Below are 21,196 nucleotides of genomic sequence, written 5' to 3' on the forward strand. Positions count from 1 at the left end.
CTCTAATTAGTAATGACTAAATTTGTGTCATTCAGTTTTACTTTATTCCTACCTCATGCAATTTAAATTAGGAGAATTTGTTCGTTTCGTAGACGAAAATATTGAAGGTTATATCACCAGAATTATCGATAAAGATACCATTGGTGTAACCGATTCCAATGATTTTGAAATCCCGGTACTCGCTTCAAAAGTGACCCTGGTTCATGGCGAAATCCCAGAAAATGATATCGTTTCCAACCGTCCGGCTGTAGTGGTTCCTGAAGCCCAATTCATCAAAGATGGCGTATATCTAGGGTTGATCACCGATCAGCATAGTACTTCGGTTGCCCATTTCCATTTGGTGAATGAAAGCTCATTTCAACTACTGGCTAGCTTAACAACAGAAAAAGGCGATCACTACAAAGGAGAATTTGCAGCCATCATTCCTGCCCATTCGACCAAAAAGATCTATTCAGCTCAATTAGGAGATATTCAAATCTGGCCTAAATTCAAACTGGAAATCCTATTCCATACGCCGGCAAACGTAGCACCAAAAGCAGCTATCGTTTACCATGAACGCATTAAAGGAAAAGACCTGTCCGTCGCCAAAGTAGAGATCGCCCTGCTAAAACAAAAAGGCTGGTTGATCCGTCTCGATGCCCCGGAATCTTTAATAGATGCTGAAAAGTTAAAAGAAAGCTTTTTTAAAGCAAGATAAGGGAAACGCATCAGGCAACAAAACTACCTATTTACCAAACAATTAGAGGGATTCAGACGTTATGCCTCCACACCATTCTCTAATCTGATGAAATATTTAGCTCCTGTCTTTAGCCTGATGCTATGCATTCCACTCCTGGCGGTCACCTGTAACCGCCCAATGGAAAAACTCAAAGAACCCAGATTAAACGACATCAAACTGCCCGAAGGTTTCAAAATTGAAGTTTTTGCTAAAGTAGATAATCCCAGATCTATGGCCATGGGTAGCAAAGGAACTATATTTGTTGGCAATCGTGATGGTGATAAGGTCTATGCCTTAGTCGATGAAAATAAAGATGGTGTCGCAGAAAAAACCTATGTGATTGCCCAAGGTATAAAGGACATGCCAAACGGTGTAGCCTTTAAAGACGGAAGTTTATATGTGGCTGAAGTCAGTAAGATCTGGCGTTATGATCAGATTGAAGATCATCTGGCCAATCCCCCAAAACCTGTCCTGATTTACGATAAATTACCAAAAGATACCCATCATGGATGGAAATACATTGCTTTTGGTCCGGATGGAAAATTGTATGTCCCTGTTGGTGCACCCTGCAATATCTGCGACAATACCGATAAAGATAAAAGATATGCCTCCATTAGCAGGATGAATCCAGATGGAACTGGCTTTGAAATCTTTGCCAACGGTGTCAGAAACACAGTAGGCTTCGACTGGAATCCAACGACTAAAGACCTGTGGTTTACAGATAATGGAAGAGACATGCTGGGAGAAAACATTCCTGCGGACGAACTCAACCGCGCCGAAAAAGCAGGTATGCACTTCGGTTACCCTTTTGTTCACGCCGGAGACATCCTGGATCCAGAATTTGGCAAAGGAAAAAACCCAAAAGACTTTAGTCCGCCTCAAACAAAACTTGCCCCACATACCGCTTCATTAGGCATGAAATTTTATACCGGAGATCAATTTCCAAAAGCCTATAAAAATCAAATCTTCATTGCCGAGCATGGCTCATGGAATAGAAAAGAACCGATGGGATATCGCTTAACACTGGTTAAACTGGATGGCAATAAAGTACTGAGTTATGAACCTTTTGCCACTGGTTGGCTAAAAGAAGGAAAAGCCTGGGGCAGACCTACTGATGTATTACAATTAAAAGATGGCTCCCTACTGGTTTCTGATGATTTTGCCAACCTTGTGTATCGAATCTATTATGATCAATAATTTTTCAATACTGAATTTCGTCTTTCCGGGATATTTTTTGTAACCTGCCGCTATCAATAAAATTACTGGAAATGAGCTTTAAAGATTACGAATTTGACTTTGATGATATTGGACGCAGTACTTACAAGATTCTTGTAAAGTGGGGAGTGCCGGAAAGCCTGGCCACCTTTGTGAACCTATTTGCCTTGCTTACCCTACTGCTCATCGCTGTATATTTATTACACGATCTGCTCAGACGCTTATTAAGGATCACATTGATCCGCATTGTGAAAACTACTAAAATTGATTTCTTCCTACATTTACTGGAAAATCGATTGGCACATTATATTGCCTTACTAGCAGCAGTATCGCTCATTAGAAATGCACTAGAAGCAGTTTTCCATTCTTTTCCAACGCTTACAAAAATCTTAATTAAACTAACAGATGCTTACCTGGTGATTCTGATCATTTGGGTAATCATGACATTGATCAAATCAGGAGCAGAATCCTTAAGGAAAAGAGCTACTTTCCGCTCTAAACCAATAGAAAGCTACCTGCAGGTTATCCGGATTATATTATACCTGATTGCAAGTGTCATTATCTTCTCCATTCTTACCGGAAAAGATCCTGTTGTAGCTTTTACCGCAATGGGTGCAGCCTCTGCTGTGTTATTATTGATGTTTAAAGATACCATTATGGGATTTGTAGCCAGTATACAAGTCAGCACCAATGATACGGTACGGATTGGCGACTGGATTACAATGCCTAAATATGGTGCAGACGGGGATGTGAAGGAAATTAACCTGACTACTGTAAAAGTGCAGAACTTTGACAAGACCATTACCACTATTCCTACTTACTCCTTGGTCTCTGATTCTTTTCAAAATTGGAGAGGAATGAGTGAGTCTGGCGGAAGGAGAATCAAACGGGCGATATTCATCCGGCAGTCGACCATTCGTTTCATCAGCCCAGAGGAACTGGAAGAATTCAGAAAGATACAATCGTTAACAGCTTATATAGACCACCGTCAGAAAGACATCAACAAAAACAATGAACGCATTGGTGCTGATAAAAGTTTACTCATCAACGGAAGAAACCTGACTAATGCCGGGCTGTACCGAAAATATATAGACAACTATATTGCCAACCATAGTGGTATACATAAAAAGATGACTATGATGGTGAGGCAGCTGGCCCCCACTTCAACAGGACTTCCTATAGAGATTTATGCTTTTACCGGCACCACGAAGTGGATCGATTACGAATACATCATGGCTGATATATTTGATCACCTGTTGGCTTCAGCCAAATTCTTCGATTTACAGATCTATGAAATGGAGGTATTAAATCCAGAACAAAACTAAAAAAGGGCTTCCAGTTTTAAAACGGAAGCCCTTTTTTGAATTATTTATGTTTGCTTATGAAAACAAGCATCTGCCGTGTTTATTTCTTCCAGCTATTATTTTCGTCATTGAAATCTGGCAGTACTTTTTCAGGATCTAAGGTTACTGAGATCACTTCTTCAGTAGTCGGATAGTTTACCGTCCAGCTGTTATTTCTCATCCAGATATCAACTGGTAATTTGATGATGTCAGTCTTTCCACTTCTCGTTTTTACTTCAAGAATGATTGGCATTGGCATTTTTTCCAGGTTGGCCACCTGAATATTATAACCCACAATTGTACCATCTTTTGTCACCTGCTTCACCTCATTAATGGCCTGATCAGTTTTCCAGTTTTCCAGGAACCAACCTCTCCAAAACCAGGAAAGATCCTCTCCTGCACCATTTTCCATAGAGCGGAAAAAATCAAATGGAGTTGGGTGTTTAAAAGCCCAGTTTTCGATATATTTCTTAAATGCATAATCAAAACGATCGGCCCCCAATACCTGATTTCTCAATATATTTAAACCCTGACCAGGTTTATAATATAGATTGATTCCTATATTGGCCTCTTTCATGGCATCTGGAGTAAGCATAATATATTCCAGTTTATCATTTGCCAATGATTTACCAATCGCCTGCATGTTGTCAGGTTTACGTTTATATTCTCCGTTGTTAAATTCCGCACTGGAAAGACCGTTGATGAAAGTATTAAAGCCTTCATCCATCCAGCCATATTTACGTTCGTTACTACCCACAATCATCGGGAACCAGGTATGACCGAATTCATGATCTATTACTCCCCATGCACTGCCATTTTTAGCTTTCCAGCCGCAAAAAACAATTCCAGGATATTCCATACCACCTACATTACTAGCCACATTTATGGCCATAGGATAAGGATATTCGAACCATTTTTTTGAATAATATTCAATTGAAGCTTTTACATATTCAGCTCCACGGCCGTAACCATCTTTACCATTACTTTCTATCGGATGTGCAGAAACGGCCAATGATTTTTTTCCGCTTGGCAGGTTAATTCTGGCAGCATCCAATACAAATGCTTTTGAAGAAGCCCAGGCAACATCACGTGTGTTTTTGATTTTAAATTTCCAGGTCAGTTTTTTTCCTGCTTCCGGACGCGATTTTGGATCTGTCACTTCTTCTTCAGTACGAATGGTTACAGTTTTATCGCTTTGCTGTGCAGCATTCCAGCGCGACAATTCCTTTGCCGTAAATACTTCCTGAGGATTGAGCAACTCACCTGAACCCATCACGATATGATTTGCTGGTGCAGTCACACTGAAATCTACATCTCCATATTCACAGTAAAACTCTCCTGCACCCCAATACGGAAGCGTGTTCCATCCAATCACATCATCATAAACCGCCATTCTTGGGAACCATTGTGCGATGGCAAAAATCTCCCCGTTTTTAGTGGTTAGGTGCCCCATACGGTCAGAGCCGTTAATCGGAATGATAAAAGAGAAATTCATTTTGATTGTGACCAAGTCACCATTTGCAGCCAATGGCTGATCAAGGCGGATTTGCATCCTGGTATCTTCAGTGATAGAAGTAAAGGGAACCGATTTCCCTTTTTGAGCAACACTTAGTCCATCAATTTTATAACCACCTTCTACTTTTTCACCTCTGGCGCCATATCTGCTACCAGCAGCAATCAGTGAATTTCCACGGGAGTTTTCTGCAAAAAGATTCTGATCCATTTGCAGCCATAGATAAGGAAGTTTATCCGGACTGTTATTTTTATAGGTAATGGTAACGGTACCCGTTACCATATTCTTAGCCTCATCAAGATTTGCACTGATTTGATAATCTGCACGATTTTGCCAGTATTTTGGCCCTGGATAGCCACTTGCAGAACGGAATTCATTTCCATTCTGAGTGTAAAATAACGGATTAAATGCAGCATGAGGATCATAGTTACCTGTGGCTTGTTGCGCCATGGAACTAAAACCAAATGCACATAACACTACCCCTAATAAGGTAAACTTATTCAACATCATATTTAATTGGTTATAGATTCGAACTAAAGATATAAAATGAATATTTATACCAAACCATTGTAACGGTTTTATTAGTTCGTCTTTAACTTAGGCATCGGTGGTAATTTCCGCTGATCTACCGGAAGTTTCTTCCAGTTATTGTAAGCTTTCGCGATATAGTAATTGTAATTGAAAGGACGTTCGCTCATCACTAAAGCTACATTTGGACGATACATCACCATAAAATCTTTCAAGTCCTGGCCTTGTAATTTCACCAGTTTAGTAATGGTCTCTTCATTGAAATTATCCCTGATTTCTGTTTCATAGGCATCCCGTTCTTCCAGAAAACGAACCTTTTCCTGTTCTCTTTTCATTTTGCCATAGCCCAGATTCAGGATTACGCCTCCAGCTCTGTCATTATTCTTTTTACCTTCAAGGCCGTCTGTCATGATTCTTTTGACAGGTTTCCCGGTTCCATCCACCAATACAGAAGGGTTCACCTTTGCACTTTTAATTTCTACTCCTTTTAACTCCGTGGATTTTATCGGAAGGTAGATCATCTTTGGTTTCAAATCAATTAGATATAAAGTATCGGTATGGTAACCAGGATGAGAGATTTCGATTAAATCACCCACTTTCGCTGGTAGACTAAACTGTCCGGCAGCCTTAGTTTTTATGGACTTCTTATTGTCCAGATTTCTAACCAGCACATTCTGCATCGGGAATGACTTGTTGTCGAAGTCGTAAACCGCCCCGGTGATTGATGATTGTGCCCACAAACCTAAAGGAGCAAAACTAACGAAGAATAAAAATAAAAATTTAGTCATAACCAAATGTAACACTGTTTGTATCTATATGAAACTGTTTAACAAAAATTAACAGTAAAAGATTTAAAATTTTAGTATTGTTTCATAAGCCGGTTCATCAAAACCAATCAGCACTGCTTTTCCGTTTAATTCTACTACTGGTCTTTTAATGGCACTTTGATGATTTAAGAGGATCTGAACCGCGCTGTCCTGATCTACAACACTACCTTGTTGCTCTGGACTCAGCTTCTTCCAGGTAGTACCTTTTTTATTCAGTACCTTTTCCCATCCAAAAGTGTTGCACCATTCTTCAAGTTTTTCCACCGTAATCCCCTGCTTTTTGAAGTCATGAAAAACTGGACTAAATCCCTGATCTGCCAACCAGGTTCTTGCTTTTTTTACTGTATTACAATTTGGTATTCCGTATATGATCATAAGCACAAAAATAAAATTTATTATCGTTATTATTGTCTTGATTTTATCTAGCTCTGTGGGGGAGCGAAATGAATTTGAAAAAAACATCTACCAACAGCAGAACAGCTGCCATATTCATCTGAATGGTAGGCCAAAAAAGGCCTATGATGTGCTCATTTCATTCCTATTCCCTCCACAATTCAAGTTAATTTCCATATACTTAATAGTTCTAATTTATGTTTAAACTAACTTTTAAACAACAAGTATTAACAGGATTTACTGTTTCCTTATTGTTTGTACTTGTATCTGCCATCACCTCTTACCTCAGTGTAGAGAAATTAAAAGATGATACACAATGGCAAAGCCATACTTATGAAGTCATTAATCTACTTAAAAACACTGAAATTCAGGTATTGAATTCTGAAAGCGCTTTGAGGGGTTTTATTCTCTCTCAAGAAAGTGACTACCTAAGGCCATACAATAAGAATGCACCCTTAATACTGGAAACTGTTCAGGATCTAAAACGGATCACTTCTGATAATGCTGATCAGTCAGAATTGGCAGATTCTGTAGATTTTTATGCCCATAAAAAGGTAGCGGAAATGCAGGAAGTTATTCGCATTTACGACAAACAAGGCCAAGAAGCTGCAGCTTCACGCGTTTTGAACGGCGGCGGACAGCTTTATAAGAATAAGATTCTAGCCATCAGCAAAAAAATGACCGAGGTAGAATTTAAATTACTCGCGGCCAGGAAAGCAAATACGATTCAGAGTAGCCAAAGAAGTACCCTGATTATTTCCCTTAGTGCATTGATTATTTTCGCGCTGATTTTATTCCTGTTTAGCTATATCAAAAAGACCTTTGATCAACAAAAAGAAACTGAAGGTCACATCAGAGAAGCCAATTTACAATTAGAGACCATCTCTGCAGAAAATGAACAAAAGAACTGGTTACTTTCCGGTGCATCAGAAGTAAATGACGCCATGCGAGGCGAGCAAGAGATAGATGAGCTTTCTGCCAATATTGTTACCCGAATCAGCAATTATTTAGGCGCACCAGTAGGCGCATTTTTTCTCCTAAGCAGGTCAAAAAAAGTTTTCCGCTACAGTGGCGGCTATGCTTATCAAAGTAAAAAAGGAGAAATCAGCCAATATGGTTTTGGTGAAGGCCTTATTGGACAGGTAGCCGTAGAACAACAAGCAAAATTATTTAAAAATGTACCACTGGACTACCTAAAAATTAGCTCAGGTTTGGGCAATACACTTCCGAAAAGTATTTACCTGGTACCGATTGTTTTTGAAGAAGAAACACTGGCAGTAATTGAACTTGGTTTACAGGAAGATCCTGATGAAAAAACAATATTGTTCCTGAATACCATCAGCGAAAGCATCGGACTTGCAGTCAACAGTGCAATCGCAAGGGTGAAACTGAGGGCTTTATTTGAACAAACACAGCAACAGGCGGAAGAACTGGAAAGCCAGCAGGAAGAATTAAGAACGACTAATGAGGAGTTGATGTACAAAACAGATCAACTACAGTCTTCAGAAGAAGAATTGCGTGTGCAACAGGAAGAATTACGTCAGACCAATGCGGAGCTGGAAGAAAAAGCGCAGCAACTGGAGGAACGAAACATCTCCATTAACCAGGCCCGAGAAGCCATCAGCCTAAAAGCAGAAGAACTGGAAGTCTCCAGCAAATATAAATCGGAGTTTTTAGCCAACATGAGTCATGAACTCAGGACCCCACTTAATAGCATCCTTATTCTCGCCAGAATACTAAAAGAAAACAGGCCAGAGAACTTAAACGAAGATCAGATTAAATATGCCGGTGTAATTCATAATGCAGGCAATGATTTATTGAGCCTGATCAACGATATCCTGGATCTATCTAAGATTGAATCAGGAAAAGTGGACCTGAGTATTGAAAAGGTAAATCCTGTTGCGATCAGTCAGAGTATGGAATCCTTGTTTAATGAATTTGCAAAAAGTAAGAAAATTGACTTCCAGACATTATTGGCAGAGGATCTTCCAAAAGAGATCATCACTGACCAATCCAGAGTGGAACAGATTGTAAAGAATCTACTTTCTAATGCGTTCAAATTTACACCAGAGTATGGCCGAATTACTTTAAGCATCAACAAACCTGCTAAAGATGTGGCATTCTTCTCTGAGCGACTCAAAAACACCAACCAGGAGATCATTGGCATCACCGTTCAGGATTCCGGAATTGGTATTCCTCAAGACAAACAGAAGCTCATCTTTGAAGCCTTCCAGCAAGCGGATGGTTCAACCAGCAGAAAATTTGGAGGCACCGGGCTTGGATTATCAATCAGCAAGGAACTAGCCTATCTTCTTGGCGGAGAAATCCAGGTAAGCAGTAAGCCTAATGAAGGCAGTACTTTCACCTTATACATTCCAAAAGATAATGACTTCCAACTTTCTGAACCGCAACCTGCGGTACAGCAGGAGACTGATACTCCAGTTGCCATGAAGATAGAGCAGGAACAACCATTAGAAAGACATCATGACGAACCTCAAACCATTTTAATCATCGAAGATGATGAGGTATTTGCGGATGTGCTTAATGATTATGCCCTCGAAAAAGGCTTCCATCCCATTCTTGCACATAGTGGCGATATTGGTCTGGAAATGGCATTTGAACATTTACCAGATGCAATTGTCCTGGATGTTATGCTACCTGTAATGGATGGCTGGACCATTCTTAAAAAGCTAAAAGCAGATCCAAGAACCAAACATATACCGGTACACATGATGTCAGCAGGCAATGAAAAAGCCAGTAAAGCAAAAAAAGAAGGTGCCATTGGTTTCCTTAAAAAACCGGTGGAAAAGGAACAGCTGGACGAAGCCTTTAATTTATTAAGTGCGGCTTATCTAAAATACAATTTCAAAAGTGTACTCGTGATCGAAGACCAGGAATTACAAAGCAGGGCATTGACGGAACAGCTGACAGAAAAAGGAGTAGATGTGAAACAGGCATTTACCGGTAAGGAAGCCCTTGATCTTTTAAGTGATCAGATTTTTGATTGTATCATCCTGGATTTAAAACTCCCTGACATTTCTGGCTTCGACTTATTGGATCAAATAAAAGCTCAGTCTCAACATGCGCACATTCCGGTTATCATCAATACTGCGATGGAATTAGATCAGGAAAAAATGGCCCATATCATGCGATATACTGATGCCATGGTTTTAAAATCAAATAAGTCAAACGACCGTCTTATTGATGAGGTTAGTCTCTTTATCAATAAATTGAAACAGAATGGTCCTGCAAAACCAAGCACAGGTAAAGGGAAAAGTGTGTCTACCATGGAGAAAGTACTGAAAGACAAAACCATCCTGATCACTGATGATGATATGCGAAACATCTTTGCACTCTCCAGTGCCCTACAACTGTATGATCTTAAAATCGTGATTGCTAATAATGGAAGAGAGGCTTTAGAGAAACTGGAAGAGTCTGAACAGATTGATTTGGTATTAATGGATATCATGATGCCAGAAATGGATGGTTATGAAGCGATGAAAGCCATCAGAAAAGAAAAGCGTTTTGCAAAATTACCGATTATTGCACTCACAGCTAAAGCAATGAAAAATGACCGTGAGCGTTGTATTGAAGCTGGAGCGAACGACTATATTTCTAAACCTGTGGATATGGATAAACTGTTGTCAATGTTAAGAGTCTGGCTAAGTTAATATGCATAAAGAAGAAGAAGAGCACCTGAGCTATGATCAACTAGCAGAACTAATTGATTTTATAAAGAACATTCACGGCTTTGATTTCAGCGATTACTCGCCCGCTTCATTGAAAAGAAGAGTAACGAGAATCATGCAGTTGCAACAACTAAGTCTTTTCGACTTACGTACGTTATTAACAAACGACCACGATTACTTTGAGTCATTCCTCATTGAAATTACGGTAAATGTTACTGAGATGTTTAGAGATCCCGCTTTTTATAGGTCTGTAAAAGAAAATATCATCCCTTACCTACGCTCTTATCAGCGTATCAAGGTATGGAATGCCGGCTGCTCCACGGGAGAAGAAGTGTATTCCTTTGCCATTCTTTTTGCAGATGAAGAACTTTACGACAGAAGTTTCTTTTATGGGACAGACATCAACAATGATGTACTGGATTTTGCAAAAAATGGCATTTATGATTTACAAAAGATGAAGCAATTTTCAGAAAACTATCAAAAAACCGGAGCTATTCATACCCTTTCTGATTACTATACAGCAAGATATGAAGCAGCCTCCATCAATCATTCCCTTAAAAAGAATTTGTTGTTTTCAGCCCATAATCTAGCTTCAGATGGAGTATTTAATGAGTTTCAACTCATCTCTTGTCGCAATGTGCTCATCTATTTCAATACCGATTTACAGAAGAAAGTCATTGAGTTATTTTATAACAGTTTAGCCAATTTTGGCTTCCTCTGTCTTGGGGCCAAAGAAACCTTAAGAAGTACCGAGACCGGTCGCTTTAAAATCATAGATAAGAAGAATAATATTTACCAAAAAATAGCTTAACGGCCTTTATCAATTATCCCTCAGAAAGACCAGTAATATGGAAAAGATTAATATATTAATTGTTGATGACAGACCAGAGAATATCATTGCACTGGAAGCTCTCTTACAAAGGAAAGACATCAATATCATTACCACTACCAACCCAAATGAGGCACTCAGGATATCCTGGGAAAAGGATATCGCCATTGCAATGGTAGATGTTCAAATGCCGGAAATGGATGGCTTTGAACTGGTAGAAATCTTAAAAAGTAATCCCCGTACAAAAGAAATCCTTATCATATTTGTAACTGCGATATCTAAGGAAACCAAGTATGCCGTAAAAGGTTTAAATTCTGGCGCCGTAGATTACTTGTACAAGCCTTTGGATCCTTATGTTACTTCTGCAAAAGTAGATTCCTTTATTCATTTGGTCAGAACGGAGCGGGAAATCAAAAGAAAAAACCAGGAGCTGATAGATTACCAGAAGGAACTGATCAAAGCGAAGGAACAGGCAGAGCAAGGAAAACGCATTAAAGAAAATTTTTTGGCGAATATGAGTCATGAGATCCGTACGCCAATCAATGGAATTATTGGCCTGGCAAATTTACTTGGAAAAACAGACCTGAGTTTAGAGCAAAAGGAAATGGTTAGCCTTTTAGAAATCTCTTCAAATTCACTTTTAGGGGTAATTAATGACATCCTTGATTTATCAAAAATAGAATCAGGTAAATTCAAGATCAACCGTTCGGAAACTGATCTTTCAAAAACTTGCAAAGCGGTAGTAAATCTCCTCCGCATTCGGGCTATTGAAAAGGAACTCCAGCTCACAATGGATCTGGATTCTGAACTACCCAACCTTGTAATGGCTGATTCTTTAAGATTAAATCAGATCCTAATGAACCTGATAGGAAATGCCATTAAGTTCACCAACCAAGGTAGTGTCCATCTGAAAACACAAATTATCGATAGAAAAGGAAATAATTTACACATCAAATTTTCTGTGATCGATACCGGTATCGGCATTGCCAAAAACAACATTGAAAAAATATTTGAAACCTTTGAACAGGCCGATGAACAGACGACCGTGAAATTTGGAGGTACCGGATTAGGCTTATCAATCGTTAAAAATCTGGCAAGACTAAAAGGAGGTACACTAGAAGTTTCCAGCGATGAAGGGATGGGTAGTACATTCTCTTTTAGCAATTGGTATGAAGTAGTAAAAGATACAGTGGTCATTAAAACCAGTCCCAAAACAACTTTAGATGATTTCTCCGGCTTAAGAATATTGGTGGCCGAAGACAATCCCATCAACAAATTTCTAATTGTCAAAATACTAAAAGACTGGCAGGTCGTACCAGACGTAGTGGAGAATGGAAAGGAAGCCTTAGATCAGCTCCAGAAATCAGATTACGACCTTATATTAATGGATACATTCATGCCAGTGATGAATGGTCTGGATGCCATAAAGTTGATTCGTGAAGGCCTCGTAAAAGGAAAAGAAAACATTCCTATCATTACTTTTTCTGCGGCAGTATTAGAAAGCGACAAGCAAACCGCCATTAATGCAGGCGCAAACGATGTGCTGAGCAAACCATTCGAATTGGATGTACTACATCAAAAAATCAGGAAATATGCTTTTAATAAATAACCTGGTTATTTATTAAAAGCTGTCATAGTTAAAGCTGGACCAATGGTCACAAAACTCTTGATCAGGTCCACGCTTTTTGCAATCAGTGCAGGAAGCTCCGGTTGTTCCTCCCTATCAAATGGAGCCAATACGTAATCCGCTTGTCTGCCTTTAGCAAAATTATCACTGATTCCAAAACGTAATCTTGGATAACCCTGTCCACCACAAAGCTCTTCGATGCTTTTGAGGCCATTATGACCTGCACTGCTCCCCTGCATTTTCAACCGCAGCTTACCAAGTGGTAAGGCCAGATCGTCTACAATCACCAATACGTTTTCCAATGGAATTTTCAATTCCTTCATATAGTAATTCACCGATTTTCCACTCAGGTTCATGTAGGTAGTTGGCTTGATCACATGTAGTTTTTTTCCTTTAAAAGAAAGCTCTGAATAATAGGCAAGCCTGATGTTAGAAAATGAACCACCAAGCTCCTTTACCAATTCATCAGCGATATCAAAACCAATATTATGACGAGTATGCGCATATTCGGGACCTATATTCCCTAATCCAACAATTAAGTATTTCATCTATTGCAAATATAATAGTTTCACTGAGAACAGCTATCGAATCATTTTATTCAAAAAAAAAGCAGTACCCTTGCGGATACTGCTTTTTTAAATTGGACTAAAAGAAATTATTTCTTGTTAGCTTCGTTCTCAGCTTGTTTTAAAGCTCTTGACATTCCAACAGAAACGATAGTATCTTCTGGAGTGTTAGTGATAGTGTAATCAGCTTTCGCGATATCACGTACACGGAACAAGTTACCAACTTGTAAGCTTGCGATGCTTACTTCAACTGTCTGAGGCATATCTTTCGGTAATGCTTTAACACGAAGTTTACGTAATTTTTGTACTAATTTACCACCCATTTTAACACCTGGAGAAGTACCGGTTAATTTAACAGGAATTTCCATTAAGATTTCTTTGTCATCAAATAACTGAAGGAAATCTACGTGTAACAATAGGTCGGTTAATGGGTGAAATTGTAATTCTTTAATGATCGCTTTAGTTTTAGTACCATTAATGTCAATTTCTACAAAGTTTGCTTCTGGAGTGTAAATAGCATCCTTTAATTCAGTTGTAACTACAGCAAAGTGTTTTTGCTCTGTACCACCATACAATACTGCAGGAACTTTACCTTCATAGCGAAGCTCTTTAGCATCGCGTTTCCCTACGTTCTCTCTTGGAGAACCGCTAATTGCGATTGTTTTCATTTTATATATATTTATTATTAATATTAAACTCTAAACAGGTCACTGATTGAACCGTGCTCATTTACATTGGCAATTGCTTTTGCAAATAATTCAGCGGTACTCAATACCTTGATTTTATCACTCTCACGTTTCAAAGGTATGGTATCTGTAACGATCAACTCAGCTAACATAGAGTTTTCTACCGTTTCATAAGCCTTACCTGATAACACAGCGTGTGTACAAACCGCACGTACACTCTTCGCTCCTTTTTCCATAATCAGCGCTGCTGCTTTGGATAAAGTACCTGCGGTGTCGCAAATATCGTCAATTAAAACGACATCTAAGCCAACTACATCACCAATGATAGACATCGATTCAATTTCATTGGCACGTTTACGTCTTTTATCACAAATCACCACCTCTGCGTTAAAAAACTTCGCAAAAGTACGTGCTCTGTAAGAACCACCCATATCCGGTGAAGCAATGGTTAAATTCTCCAAACCTAAGCTTTTGATATAAGGTACGAAAATCACTGAACCATCTAAGTGGTCTACAGGGATATCAAAGAAACCTTGAATCTGAGCAGCATGAAGGTCCATGGTCATGATTCTGTGAATCCCAGCGGATTTTAACAGATTGGCCACCAATTTAGCGCCTATCGCTACACGTGGCTTGTCTTTTCTATCCTGTCTGGCCAAACCATAATAAGGAACTACTGCAGTGATGTAATGAGCAGATGCACGTTTTGCTGCATCAATCATTAACAACAACTCCATTAAGTTATCATTCGGCTGGTAAGTAGAATTAATAATAAAGACATCACAACCGCGTACTGTTTCGTCGTAAGAAGGTTGGAATTCGCCGTCGCTAAACCTGTTCAAGGTGACATCGCCCAGAGGCTTGCCGTAGCTTTCGGCAATTTTGATTGCTAAGTCTTTTGTACCTGTTCCGGCAAAAAGTTTAACTGGATTGAACTGCAGTGGCATGATTAGGTGTGTATCAATGCTGGTTAAAAAAAATCGGATTGTGAAATGAACCACAATCCGAATATGTTTTGTTGCCCGACCAGGATTCGAACCTAGACAAACGGTACCAAAAACCGTTGTACTACCTTTATACTATCGGGCAATCTTTCAATTTTAAATTTCGAAGCGGTTAATGTTGCTCTGAAATCTGATGCAAATGTACGCAGATTTTTGATATCTGCAAATCCTGTCGCAAAAAAAGTTTAAAAAAAATCGGCCATACAATTCAGAAAGGAAATAAACTATTTAAAATGAGGAAGTTGATCTGGATAAAAAAAATCACTTTTTTTTGAAAAAAAATTAGGCCTCTTGTGATTTTCTGAAAAAGTAGCTCCATTTATCCCCCAGCCACGAATAAAATATTTAAAAATAATTTGAAATCGGGTAAAATGCAGGGATTGTAAGCAGACTAAAACTACTATATATAGTGACTCAGGAATTCAACAACAGAAAAGATCCCGGATTATGGGATGTTAAATTTGTTAAACTCCCCCTTACTTTGTTAGTTTATCAATCTTATTCTTTATTTTCGGCTGCATTTAATTAGCGCGACTTTAATAACTATTTAATTAAGAAATGAATTATTCAAAAATCAACAACCTTACCGGCTGGCTTTGTTTTCTGATTGCTGCAGTGACGTATATTCTAACATTAGAACCCTCAGTGAGCTTTTGGGATTGCGGTGAATTTATCGCATCAGCCTTAAAAATGCAGGTGGTACACCAACCAGGAGCACCACTATTCTTAATGATACAGCGGTTCTTCTCCCTTTTTGCTTTTGGTGATCTTAGTAAAGTCGCTTACTTTATGAATGTAGGCTCGGCGATCGCCAGTGCCGCAACAATCTTATTCTTATTCTGGACCATCACCGCATTAGCGAAAAAAGTTCTGGTTAAAGAAAATGAAGAAGTCAGTAAATCTAACCTGATCTCCATTATGGGTGCGGGTGTTGTAGGTGCTTTAGCTTATACCTTCTCCGACAGCTTTTGGTTTTCGGCAGTAGAATCTGAAGTATATGCACTTTCTTCCTTATTTACTGCGATCGTATTTTGGGCCATCTTAAAATGGGAAGCCGTTGCCGATGAGCCTCGCGCAGATCGTTGGTTGTTATTTATTGCCTATATCATGGGTTTATCTATCGGGATTCACCTGTTAAACTTATTAACCATCCCGGCAATTGCCTTCGTTTATTATTTCAAGAAAACCAAAAACCCAACTACTGCCGGAATCATTAAAGCTGGTATTGTTGGGATACTGATCCTTGCCGTAGTTCAATATGGTATCATTCAATATGTGGTATCATTTGGTGCTTACTTCGATCTATTCTTCGTAAATACGTTAGGAATGGGCTTTGGAACCGGCGTTCTGGTATTTGCAATCCTGTTGATCGGTGGTTTCATTTGGGGAATCAGGTATTCTATTAAACATGAGAAAAAAATCCTTAACCTGGCCTTACTTTCAGCGGTGCTGATCATTTTTGGATATAGCTCATTCTCGATGATCATTATTCGTGCAAAAGCAAACCCTAACTTAAACAATAGTGCCCCAGACAATGTGTTCTCTTTCTTAGGATACCTGAACAGGGAACAATATGGAGACAGACCTTTATTATTCGGCCCTAACTATAATTCACAGGCAGTAAACTCTGTAGAAGGAAAAACACTATATAGAAAAGGTGCAGAAAAGTATGAAGTAGCCGGTAAAAAATCGGATTATGAGTACGATAGAATTACACCTTTCCCACGTATGTATAGTGATGATCCTGGTCATGTGGCATACTATAAAGATATGATGGGCTTTAGTGACGATCACTTCCCGAGCTTAATTGACAACATCGGATTTCTGCTTTCGTACCAAACCGGACAAATGTACATGAGGTACTTCCTGTGGAATTTTGTGGGTAGACAAAATGACGACCAGGGACAAGGTAGTATCTATGAAGGTCAATGGTTGAGTGGGATTAAGCCAATTGATGCCTTACACCTTGGCAGTCAGAAAAACCTGCCACCATCGATTACAGAAAGTAATGCTTACAACCGCTTCTTCTTCCTTCCGCTGATTATGGGACTATTAGGTGCAATCTGGCACTTCAAAAGAAACCAGAAAGACGCAGGAATTGTAGCCTTATTATTTTTCTTTACCGGTATGGCAATTGTGTTGTACCTGAATCAGAAACCGATGGAGCCGAGAGAACGTGATTACGCTTATGTGGGATCATTTTATGCCTTTGCCATCTGGATTGGTTTCGGTGTCCTTGCCCTTCGCGAATGGTTGTTTAAGAAACTAACCCCGGCTACTGGTGGTATTTTAGCTACAGTAATCGGTTTATTTGCCGCGCCGGTAATTATGGCGGCACAGGGATGGGATGACCATGACCGTTCTACTAAAATGGTTGCACATGATATCGCAGTAGATTACCTGCAGTCTTGCGCTCCAAATGCCATCCTCTTTACTTATGGTGACAATGATACCTATCCACTATGGTATGCGCAGGAGGTGGAAAATATCCGCCCTGATATTAGGTTAGTTAACCTGAGTTTGTTTGACACCGATTGGTACATCAACGGTATGAAACGCAAAATGAACGAATCTGAGCCTCTCCCAATCTCTATGAATGAATCTCAGTATGTACAAGGGGTTAGAGATGTGATGTATTACCAAAATGCAGATATTGCAGGAAATATTGAACTCAAGAATATTGTAGAACTCCTGCTTTCTGAAAACAGTGAGGATAAACTGCCCTTAAATGATGGCAGAAAAGTTAACTTTATTCCTACTAAGAACTTCAAAATTACAGTAGATAAAGCAGCTGTCCTTAAGAATGGTGTGGTTAGCCCTGCTGATTCTGCAAAAATTGCTCCTGCAATAGAATGGACATTCAACAAAAACTATGTAACAAAAGGGACTTTAGCGATGTTTGACATTCTGGTTCATAACAACTGGAAGAGACCAATCTATTTTGCAAGCACAGTACCTTCAGAACAATATAACGGACTGGATAAGTATCTTTACAATGAAGGCTTAGCTTTACATTTGATGCCTTTAAAAGTAGATACGACGGTTTCCAGGAATGAGCTGATCAATACGCCTGTATTATACAATAATGTGATGAACAAATTTGTATGGGGTAATGTGAAAAACGCCAAATATCTGGATCCACAATCTGCAGACGACATTTCCATCTTTACCAATGTATTTAACAACACCATTAGTGGATTGCTGAAAGAAGGTAAAAAAGAAGATGCACAGAAAGTAGTAAACCGTTATTTTGAAGTAATGCCAGAGAAATTCTATGGTATGCGTTCTATGATGGGTGCTTATTTCATGGCGGAAAATCTATATCAGCTGGAAGATACCAAGAGAGCAAATGCACTAATCGAAAAATCAGCTGCTTATATCATGAAAGAACTGACTTACCTGGCTGATGTTTCTGAAAGCAAGAAAAGGTTTGTAGGTGGACAGAATGTACAGTTAGGCCTGTCTTTCCTGAATTCTATGGCCAGAACGACTGCTGAAAACAAACAGGAAAAATTAAGCAAGGAATTAACAGATATGTTTAATGTGTTAGAAGCAAGGTTCTCTCCTTTCTTCCCTGCACAATAACCCAATACAAAAAACAGAAAACGAGTATCCCCAAAAAGGATGCTCGTTTTTTTATGCTGATCATTTAAAAAGGTTTACTAAAGCATACCTATCCTTTTTATAGCGTTCCGATAATTCCTCTTTCAATAATAGCGAAGATTTCAGCGCTATTGAAAGCTAAAAATTCAGACAAAAAGAAAGGGCTGTAATTTAAATTACAGCCCTTTCTTTTATATAGATGGAAATATTTTATTCATTTACCACGCCCATTGCGCAGAATTTATCAATTCTCTTGGTAATCATGACATCCGTTTTTAACTTCTTGATCGCTGTAAGATCGTTTAAGATCTGATCCTTAATCGTTGCAGCCATAGCTTCCGGATTCTGGTGTGCACCCCCCAGTGGTTCTTTAATGATGCCATCAATCAATTGATTTTTGTACATATCATCAGAAGTCAGTTTTAAACATTCTGCTGCTTTTTCTTTGAAGTCCCAGCTTCTCCATAAAATGGACGAGCAAGACTCAGGAGAAATTACAGAATACCAGGTATGTTCCAACATATAAACACGATCTCCGATACCAATACCCAATGCACCACCTGATGCACCTTCACCGATTACGAAACAAAGAATTGGTACTTTTAGAACAGACATTTCCAGGAGATTACGTGCAATCGCCTCTCCTTGTCCACGTTCTTCTGCTTCCAATCCAGGATAAGCACCCATCGTATCAATAAAAGAAACTACTGGTTTATTGAATTTTTCAGCAAGACGCATTAAACGCAATGCTTTTCTATAACCTTCCGGATTCGCCATACCAAAATTACGGTATTGACGTTCTTTAGTGTTTTTACCTTTCTGGTGTCCAATAACCATTACCGTTTCACCGTTAATCGTTGCGAAACCACCAATAATGGCTTTATCGTCTTTTACTGTTCTGTCGCCATGCATCTCTATGAAATCATCACAGATCATACTGATGTAATCCAGGGTTTGTGGCCTTTCCGGATGACGGGACATCTGAACTTTCTGCCAGCCTGTAAGGTGGTTGTAAAGCGTTTGCTGTGTTTCAGCTAACTTTTCTTCCAGTTCAGTCAAGGTAGCAGACATATCTACTTTCGTTTTATCGGCAACCTGTTTAACCTTTTCAATTTGCTGAGCTAATTCAACCAAAGGTTTTTCGAAATCAAATGATGTTTTTATCTGTTCCATAAGTGGGCTGTAAAAATAGGCATTTTATTTAAAACTTCGCAGACCACCAGGTTTTAGCTAAAAATTTTAATCCAAATTCTATAATATACCCGTATTTCGGGCGTTCAAGCAGAATTTACTACAGCTGATTACACTTCTTTTTCCTGGTTATTCTGAATATACAGTACGGAAATGGCACCCATTATCATAAAAATTCCTGCCAATACGATCGCATAAATCGCTTTCCCATCGTAGAATTTCTCGACAATCATTCCACCAAAAAATCCGTTTATGATTTGTGGCATCGTTATAAAGAAATTAAAAATCCCCATATATACCCCCATTTTACGTGCAGGGATAGAGCTGGATAGGATCGCATAAGGCATAGAAAGAATACTCCCCCAGGCCAGGCCTACGCCAATCATAGAAAAAATCAGCAATTGTGGATCTGTGATGAAGTAAATGGATAACAAGCCCAATCCACCTGCAGTTAATGAAAAAGCATGGGCAATTTTCCGACTGGTTGCCCTTGCTATAGCAGGTAAGATAAGGGCATAAATCGCAGATACACCATTGTAAATCCCAAAAAGAATCCCTACCCAGTTTCCTGCGTCCGCAAACTGTACGGAGGAGGTGTCACCCGGAGCGACCTTATATATATGCTGTGCAATGGCTGGAGTGGTAAAAACCCACATGGAAAAAAGAGCAAACCAGGAAAAAAACTGCACTAAACCCAATTGCCTCATCGTTAATGGCATTTTGGAAAAATCTGTAAAAATGGACATGATGCCCTTGGTTTCCTCTTCTAAACTTCCATCATGGTAACGTTCCATTTCTTCCGGTGGATATTCTTTAGTAGTAATCACCGTCCATAATATAGTGCCAACCAATACCGCAGCTCCTACATAAAAGGAATAAATCACATTGTGTGGAACCTGTCCCGCTGCTGCCACTTTAGAAACCCCCAGGTATTCGGAAAGAATATAGGGCAACCAGGAACCTGTAATTGCTCCTGCCCCAATTAGAAAAGTCTGCATGGAAAATCCGAAACTCCTTTGGCTTTCAGGCAGCTTGTCTGCAACCAGTGCCCGAAAAGGCTCCATCGCTACATTGATCGATGCATCCATGATCATCAGCATACCCGCACCGATTATAATAGGGGGTAAGAAACTCGCCATTGCCGCCGAATTCGGCATTAAAATCAAGGCAATTGCTGTTAACACAGCCCCAATCAGGAAATATGGCCGTCTTCTGCCAAATCTATTCCAGGTTTTATCACTATAATATCCAATGATGGGCTGTACAATCATTCCTGTTAAAGGCGCTGCTAACCAAAAAAGTGACAAATGCTCCACATCAGCTCCATATGTTTGTAGGATTCTGGAAGCATTTCCATTTTGTAATGCAAATCCAAACTGAATACCAAAAAAACCGGCACTCATGTTAAAAATCTGTAAAGGAGACAATCTTGGTTTACTAAGCGTGATTTTCTTTTCCATCAGG

The 21,196-nt window shown here is 39.2% G+C and carries 15 protein-coding genes and 1 tRNA gene; 7 read left to right on the plus strand and 9 right to left on the minus strand.

Annotated features, from left to right (window positions below):
- Positions 1–55 precede the first annotated feature (55 nt).
- The 3 genes from R2Q94_RS20635 to R2Q94_RS20645 all read left to right on the plus strand — a co-directional run bounded on the left by R2Q94_RS20635 (position 56) and on the right by R2Q94_RS20645 (position 3,258).
- Positions 56–697 (plus strand): hypothetical protein, encoded by a 642-nt coding sequence (locus tag R2Q94_RS20635; RefSeq protein ID WP_316823367.1) that lies wholly within the window; start codon positions 56–58, stop codon positions 695–697.
- Positions 698–784: 87 nt separating this feature from the next.
- The gene (locus R2Q94_RS20640; protein WP_316823368.1) at positions 785–1,915 is read left to right on the plus strand and encodes a sorbosone dehydrogenase family protein; all 1,131 of its coding nucleotides are present in this window, start codon (positions 785–787) and stop codon (positions 1,913–1,915) included.
- A gap of 71 nt (positions 1,916–1,986) precedes the next feature.
- On the plus strand, positions 1,987–3,258 hold the full coding sequence (locus tag R2Q94_RS20645) for a mechanosensitive ion channel family protein (protein WP_316823369.1): 1,272 nt from the start codon (positions 1,987–1,989) through the stop codon (positions 3,256–3,258).
- Between the two features lie 79 nt (positions 3,259–3,337).
- On the opposite strand, the gene R2Q94_RS20650 is transcribed toward R2Q94_RS20645, so the two are convergent.
- The 3 genes from R2Q94_RS20650 to R2Q94_RS20660 form a co-directional block, all read right to left on the minus strand.
- Positions 3,338–5,299, minus strand: a complete 1,962-nt coding sequence (locus R2Q94_RS20650; RefSeq protein ID WP_316823370.1) for a M1 family metallopeptidase — start codon at positions 5,297–5,299, stop codon at positions 3,338–3,340.
- Positions 5,300–5,370: 71 nt separating this feature from the next.
- Positions 5,371–6,105 (minus strand): hypothetical protein, encoded by a 735-nt coding sequence (locus R2Q94_RS20655; RefSeq protein WP_316823371.1) that lies wholly within the window; start codon positions 6,103–6,105, stop codon positions 5,371–5,373.
- Between the two features lie 63 nt (positions 6,106–6,168).
- Positions 6,169–6,519, minus strand: coding sequence for an arsenate reductase (locus tag R2Q94_RS20660; protein WP_316823372.1), 351 nt, complete (start codon positions 6,517–6,519; stop codon positions 6,169–6,171).
- 215 nt (positions 6,520–6,734) lie between these two features.
- Between R2Q94_RS20660 and R2Q94_RS20665 the strand changes: the two genes are divergently transcribed.
- The 3 genes from R2Q94_RS20665 to R2Q94_RS20675 are packed head-to-tail and all read left to right on the plus strand — an operon-like array spanning position 6,735 to position 12,664.
- Positions 6,735–10,208, plus strand: coding sequence for a response regulator (locus tag R2Q94_RS20665; RefSeq protein ID WP_316823373.1), 3,474 nt, complete (start codon positions 6,735–6,737; stop codon positions 10,206–10,208).
- Between the two features lies 1 nt (position 10,209).
- Positions 10,210–11,037 (plus strand): protein-glutamate O-methyltransferase CheR, encoded by an 828-nt coding sequence (locus tag R2Q94_RS20670; RefSeq protein ID WP_316823374.1) that lies wholly within the window; start codon positions 10,210–10,212, stop codon positions 11,035–11,037.
- Positions 11,038–11,074: 37 nt separating this feature from the next.
- Complete coding sequence (locus R2Q94_RS20675) at positions 11,075–12,664, plus strand: response regulator (protein ID WP_316823375.1); 1,590 nt, start codon at positions 11,075–11,077, stop codon at positions 12,662–12,664.
- A gap of 5 nt (positions 12,665–12,669) precedes the next feature.
- On the opposite strand, the gene pth is transcribed toward R2Q94_RS20675, so the two are convergent.
- The 4 genes from pth to R2Q94_RS20695 all read right to left on the minus strand — a co-directional run bounded on the left by pth (position 12,670) and on the right by R2Q94_RS20695 (position 15,023).
- Entirely contained in the window at positions 12,670–13,230 is a 561-nt protein-coding gene (gene pth / locus R2Q94_RS20680) for an aminoacyl-tRNA hydrolase (RefSeq protein ID WP_316823376.1), read from the minus strand.
- Between the two features lie 107 nt (positions 13,231–13,337).
- Positions 13,338–13,916 carry a 50S ribosomal protein L25/general stress protein Ctc gene (locus R2Q94_RS20685; protein ID WP_316823377.1) on the minus strand — a complete coding sequence of 193 codons (579 nt, stop codon included), beginning with the start codon at positions 13,914–13,916 and terminating at the stop codon, positions 13,338–13,340.
- A gap of 23 nt (positions 13,917–13,939) precedes the next feature.
- Positions 13,940–14,881 (minus strand): ribose-phosphate pyrophosphokinase, encoded by a 942-nt coding sequence (locus R2Q94_RS20690; protein ID WP_316823378.1) that lies wholly within the window; start codon positions 14,879–14,881, stop codon positions 13,940–13,942.
- Between the two features lie 71 nt (positions 14,882–14,952).
- Positions 14,953–15,023: transfer RNA gene (locus R2Q94_RS20695), tRNA-Gln, on the minus strand.
- A 473-nt stretch (positions 15,024–15,496) separates the two neighbouring features.
- On the opposite strand from R2Q94_RS20695, the gene R2Q94_RS20700 reads away from it, so the two are divergent.
- Positions 15,497–18,523: a DUF2723 domain-containing protein gene (locus R2Q94_RS20700; protein ID WP_316823379.1), complete on the plus strand. Its 3,027-nt coding sequence runs from the start codon at positions 15,497–15,499 to the stop codon at positions 18,521–18,523.
- Positions 18,524–18,751: 228 nt separating this feature from the next.
- Here R2Q94_RS20700 and R2Q94_RS20705 read toward each other — a convergent pair whose 3' ends face one another.
- A complete protein-coding gene (locus R2Q94_RS20705; RefSeq protein ID WP_316823380.1) occupies positions 18,752–19,714 on the minus strand; it encodes an acetyl-CoA carboxylase carboxyltransferase subunit alpha in 963 nt (320 codons plus the stop codon).
- Positions 19,715–19,842: 128 nt separating this feature from the next.
- Entirely contained in the window at positions 19,843–21,192 is a 1,350-nt protein-coding gene (locus R2Q94_RS20710) for an MFS transporter (RefSeq protein ID WP_316823381.1), read from the minus strand.
- Positions 21,193–21,196: the final 4 nt, after the last annotated feature.

The sequence above is a fragment of the Pedobacter gandavensis genome, from assembly GCF_032678465.1.
Lineage (GTDB): Bacteria > Bacteroidota > Bacteroidia > Sphingobacteriales > Sphingobacteriaceae > Pedobacter > Pedobacter gandavensis_B.